Below are 5,405 nucleotides of genomic sequence, written 5' to 3'. Positions count from 1 at the left end.
CTCATCATGGGTAAATCGACGGTCGTCGATGTGCCGGTTGCGATCAAGCGGGCATCCTTGGCTGATCCGGCGATCGCCGATGCCATTGTCCTCTCGCCAAAACAAATTTATGTGACGGGCAAGGGGTATGGATCGACCAACCTAACGTTGTGGGGAAAAGACGATCAGATTATGGCCATTTTTGATGTAGAGGTAGCGCTTGATGTCGCCAGATTGAAGGACCAGTTTGGGCAGTTGTTGCCGGAAGAAACCAATATCAATATCGCCAGCAGCAACGACCATTTGACTCTTTCTGGAACGATCTCAAGCCCGGCCAAGCTCAGCCAGGCGTTGGCGGTGGCGGAAGCATTTGCCCCGAAGAGAGTGATTAATCTTTTGAAAATCTATCCGGATCCTCCGGGCGAGGCGAAGGCGGCGGATCTCGAGCAGGTGACAGTCGAGGTGATCCGCGGAACCTCGGTCAATGCAGTGAAGTTCTAAGGTTCTTTGCGAAGGTTGACGGGGAATGTCAGAGGGTCTGACCCGGCACAATTAGAAAAGGAGCGATGTGATGAAGCGATCGATAGCCTTCAGTTGTCTTCTGGCAGTCTGCGCCGCCCTGTGGTCTCAAGGGGTTGGTGCACAGGGAACAGCCGACTCTAAGGCCTCGACCAGCGAGGCACAACAGTTGGAGCTTGGCGTCGGAAAGTCTAAGGTGGTCGACCTCCCCACATCGATCAAGCGGGCGTCTCTGGCTAATCCGGAGGTCGCTGACACCGTCGTCATCTCACCGAAGCAGATATATTTGACCGGAAAATCCATCGGTGTGACGACGTTAACTCTTTGGAAGGAAAGTGGAGAACTGTATTCGGTATTTGACATCTCGGTGATGCCTGATTTGAGCCAACTCCGTGAGCAATTGCATAAGATACTCCCCGATGAAAAAGGGATTCTCGTCACGGCAACTCATGATCACGTGACGTTGTCCGGGACGGTGAGCAGCCTGGCGCGTCACTCCAAGGCGTTGGAAGTTGCTGAGCCCTTTGCGCCCAAAAAAGTGGTGAACTTGCTCCAGGTCGGAGGAGCTCAACAGGTGATGCTCGAAGTGCGTGTTGCGGAAATGAATCGGGATCTCATTCGACGTATCGGCGTCAACATGAACGGAGTGGGAGCCGGTAACAATTTCGGCGTAACGGCGCTTAATAGGCTTACCAGTTTAACTGGCCCTGGGGCATTGGACGGTCCTATGAGTCAATTTGTGACTGGTGCCGTCAATGCTCTCGTCCGGTTTCAGACCGGGGATATTACCTGGACTTCCTTCATCGATGCGTTGAAAGAGGAAGACGTCGTGAAAGTGCTCGCAAAGCCGACGTTGGTGGCAGTCAGCGGGCAGGAAGCCCAGTTCCTCTCTGGCGGAGAGTTTCCCTTTCCCGTGCCTCAGGCATTCGGAGTCGTCACCATCCAATATAAGAAATTCGGGGTCGGGTTAGCCTTTACCCCTACGGTTCTTAGCAACAATCGCATCAGCATGGCAGTCTCTCCAGAAGTCTCCGAGCTGAACTTTACGAATTCTCTTCAGTTGCAGGGATTCGTTATCCCCACGATCACCACAAGGCGTGCGACGACAGTGGTCGATCTCGCCGATGGCCAAAGTTTTGCCATTGCTGGATTATTGAGGGATAACGTGCGAGAACAGATCCAGAAGTTTCCCTTCCTCGGCGACATTCCTGTGCTCGGCACGTTGTTCAGAAGTTCTAACTTTCAGAAGAATCAGACGGAACTCGTGATCATCGTGACGCCTCATTTTGTGAAGCCCCTCGACATGGCGCAGCAGGCATTGCCGACGGATACCTTTATCGAGCCGAACGATTGGGAGTTTTATCTGATGGGTTGGACAGACGGGATCGGGTATGTCCCGAAATCCCAGCAGGCTCGTGATGGACGTCCTGCTGAGGCCACGGTGTCCCGGAGGTTGGATGGCGATTTCGGCCACATGGTTCAGTAACGGATGTCTCGATAGAAAACATTAATCGTTCGACCAATGATGAAGGAGCGCGTTATGAAGGGCATGAAGGGGTTGATTGTAACAGGAGTTGGGCTTTCGCTTCTCGCAGCTATCTCGCTGGCTGGTTGTACGAAACGGCCTACAACGCTGGGACCGGATCCAGGGTTGGCCTACAACACGGCCCGGGATCAACAGATCATGAACCCTGATGCCGGGAAAAATCTTGAGCCTGTTCAGGGGCTGGTGGACGGAAAAGCCGCAAAGAACACGATGGAGCGATACAGAGCGTCCTCTGAGAGCCCTGAGGAATACCGGAAAACCATCCGGGCTTCATCTGTGGTCAGTGAAGGAATTCAAACGAAGTAAGAGAAGTGGAGCGGAATCGCACATGCGCACACGTCTTAGGTCGCAAAAGGGAGCCTCAGCTGTTGAGTTCGCCTTGCTCTTGCCTGTGCTCATGATGGTGTTGTTCGGCATCATTGAGTTCGGCAATGCTCTCTATAGGCAGGCGGTTCTGACCAACGCCAGCCGGGAAGGCGCGAGGCTTGGGATAGTTCAATCCGTCCCTGCCATTACGACCGCTCAGATCAATGCTACGATTGATAATTACTTGGCACCGACCGGAATCAATCCGGCTAATGTGAGCCGCAACATTATCACCGGAGCAGTGACAGGAGCGCCTGTGAGGGTCACACTGACTCTCCCCTTTACATTTCTAGTGCTGCCAAATATCGCAGGGATCACAAACAACATCAACCTCACGGCCTGGACGGAGATGAGACATGAGTAGGGGTTGTTTTACGAATAAGATTAGCGACTCTATCTCGAGACAGTCTCTAGTCAAAAACGAACGTGGAGCTACGGCGGTTATCGTGGCCATTATGATCGTGGTGCTGTTGGGATTTGGTGCTTTGGCATTGGATATCAGCAACGCGATGATCGCCAGGAATGAGTTGCAAAATGTGGCGGATGCCGCAGCCTTGGCCGGAGCAAGACAGATCGGCGTGATATATCAAGCCTTGCCGACGGGAACGCCCTACACGGGTTACACGATTAATCCTAGCGTTGTGTACACTGCCGCTACAGGTGTTGCGTCTCAAAATCAGGCCCGCCAGGTCGCGGTCACCGTCAATATTGCCGACATTCAGATCGGTGTGTGGAACAGCACGACTCGAACGCTGGCACCAATTACCAACACGGGAGCCACGGGGGTCCGGGTCACGGCCCGCCGAGACGGGTCAGCTAATGGACCGGTGGCCACTTGGTTGGCCGGCGTCATGGGCATCAACAGCATGAACGTGGTCGCGACGGCGACGGCGGCATTGACTGGAACCGGAGTTCTCCTGCCGGGTGAGGCCAATGCGCCGTTCGGAATCGACGATTATATTTTTTCCAATCCGGCCTATTGTGGAACGCCGATCCAGTTCTATCCGACCAACAATCCCCCAACGGGCTGTGCCGGATGGCACACGTTTGAGGAAGATCCACCGAATGCTGCAACAGAAAGGCGGATCCTTAGGGGGCTGACCCCCAACCCACCGACCTATGAGACTCCGGGGATGACTGCGGGGGAGACAACTCTTGAATATATCGGAGGGAACCTGGCCACCAACCTTAGTGACTTGTATAACCTCTGGGATGCCAAGAAAGTGATGGACACCTCAAGCCCAAGTGGGTGGTGTTGGCATGTGACGATTCCCGTTTATCCGAATCAAAATTGTTCTAACCCCGTTACAACGATGGGAACCGTTGGTTTTGCCTCAGCCTGCGTGTGGGAAGTGCAGTATCCTCCCATCGGGCAGGTGATCAATGCGTTTGTGGAATGCGGTAAAGTCACGCAGGGACAAGGGGGAGGAGGCTCGTACGGTACGTTGGGCAGTATTCCAGGTCTTGTAGAGTAACTTCTCCAGTAGAGTAACTTCTCCATAGGAGGGTCAGATCATCATGTCCGGATTTGTCACAGTGTGGCTTGAATGTCGGAGTGAGTCTGTACGCAACAACCTCGCAGAATTGTTGGCTCCTCATCGTTCGTTTCTGATCAAGGAAACCGGCGGTCCTGGGACTGTCGACGTCGTGTGTGTGGAGCTTGATGAGCTCAACCCTGAGAGAACTCTTGCGTCGATGAAAGGACTTTTGGAAAAGAATCCTGACCTAGAGGTCTTCTTGACCGCCAGTAGAACGGACTCTCAGGTCATGCTGGAGGCATTTCGCTTAGGGATTAAAGAATTTCTACCGCAACCGATCAACCGGAGAGAATTCGATGCAGCTCTGAGCCGGTCGAAAGAGCGGCTCAAATCGAAGGTGAGCCGAAACGTCGTCAAAGGCGGGAAGGTGGTAGCGTTCCTCGGGGCCAAAGGGGGCGTGGGGACCAGCACGCTGGCGGTGAATTTGGCCATGAGTATGAGGCACATCGAGCAGGGGAAGCGAGTCGCACTTGTCGATTTGAATCTCAATGACAGTGACTTGCCGCTGTTTCTGGACCTGCAGCCCGGCAAAGGTATGCGCGAGCTTGCCCAGGATATCTCGAGATTGGACGCCACGTTCGTGCAAAGTCTGATCAGCAAGCACGAATCGGATCTTCATGTGCTGCAATCCGGTTTTACCGGAACAGAGGCTCTTGCAGGGGAGTCGATTCCAGGAGGGGCCGCACTACACACGCTGGACGTTATGAGATCAATGTACGACCATGTGTTTGTCGATTGCGGCCACACACTGAGCTCGGAAACCCGAGAGGCGCTCGATTTCTCCTCGATGGTGCTTCTGGTCACAACCCTCAGTCTCCCTGCTATTCGCCGGGCGAACCAATTTCTCCAGGTGATGAAGGATGCCGGTTTCGATCGTGAGAAAGTCACGATTGTCGTGAATCGTTATCAATCCTCGGATGCTGAATTGCTGCAACATGCTGAAGGGCTCTTCGGTCAAAAGATCGGCTGGCTTGTACCGAACGACTACCCGATGGCCAGCAGCTCGTTGAACCAAGGCATCCCCTTGACGGCCCATGCTCCGCACGCTGCCCTGACGCAATGGTACGCGGAACAAGCTGCAGTTCTTGCCGGCAATAAGGGGGACGGTACGCATGATGCGCTCAGTCGTAATGCGCAGAAGAATTCTCTCTTCTCGCGTTACTGGGGAGGATTGACGTTCTCGCAGAAAGCCAGAGTGTAACCTTGATAGTGGATGGTGAAATGAAGAAGGGAGATTGCTTGTGCTAAGCGCCAAACCAATTGACCAGTCAGGACAGCAGGCCTATTACGAAGATCTCAAGGGGAAAGTGCATGAACGAGTGATCGAGTTGCTCGATCTGGCAGCGGCCTCTTCGATGAAGGAGGAGCAGTTAGGACTGGAACTGTCTCGCTTGGTCGAGCAAATTTTGCAGGAAGACAAGGTCCAGCTCAATCAACGGGAACGCGGACAAATGGTG

7 protein-coding genes are annotated in these 5,405 nt (G+C 53.8%); all 7 read left to right on the top strand.

Annotation, left to right across the window (positions count from 1 at the left end; genetic code table 11):
* On the top strand, positions 1-480 hold a 480-nt coding region (locus ACWVCN_RS09035; RefSeq protein ID WP_455245240.1), incomplete at its 5' end, for a pilus assembly protein N-terminal domain-containing protein.
* A 70-nt stretch (positions 481-550) separates the two neighbouring features.
* Positions 551-1,984: a type II and III secretion system protein family protein gene (locus tag ACWVCN_RS09030; RefSeq protein WP_455245239.1), complete on the top strand. Its 1,434-nt coding sequence runs from the start codon at positions 551-553 to the stop codon at positions 1,982-1,984.
* A gap of 54 nt (positions 1,985-2,038) precedes the next feature.
* The gene (locus tag ACWVCN_RS09025) at positions 2,039-2,350 is read left to right on the top strand and encodes a hypothetical protein (RefSeq protein WP_455245238.1); all 312 of its coding nucleotides are present in this window, start codon (positions 2,039-2,041) and stop codon (positions 2,348-2,350) included.
* A 22-nt stretch (positions 2,351-2,372) separates the two neighbouring features.
* A complete protein-coding gene (locus ACWVCN_RS09020; RefSeq protein WP_455245237.1) occupies positions 2,373-2,774 on the top strand; it encodes a TadE/TadG family type IV pilus assembly protein in 402 nt (133 codons plus the stop codon).
* Positions 2,767-3,885, top strand: a complete 1,119-nt coding sequence (locus tag ACWVCN_RS09015; protein ID WP_455245236.1) for a pilus assembly protein TadG-related protein — start codon at positions 2,767-2,769, stop codon at positions 3,883-3,885. The genes ACWVCN_RS09020 and ACWVCN_RS09015 overlap by 8 nt, the downstream gene beginning before the upstream one ends.
* Positions 3,886-3,928: 43 nt before the next feature.
* On the top strand, positions 3,929-5,149 hold the full coding sequence (locus tag ACWVCN_RS09010) for an AAA family ATPase (RefSeq protein WP_455245235.1): 1,221 nt from the start codon (positions 3,929-3,931) through the stop codon (positions 5,147-5,149).
* 40 nt (positions 5,150-5,189) lie between these two features.
* Positions 5,190-5,405, top strand: a 216-nt coding sequence (locus ACWVCN_RS09005; RefSeq protein WP_455245234.1) for a hypothetical protein, incomplete at its 3' end; no start/stop codon positions are given.

It is taken from the genome of Petrachloros mirabilis, from assembly GCF_975968855.1.
Note: the sequence above shows the minus strand (reverse complement) of the source record. Positions and strands in the feature narration are given on the sequence as shown.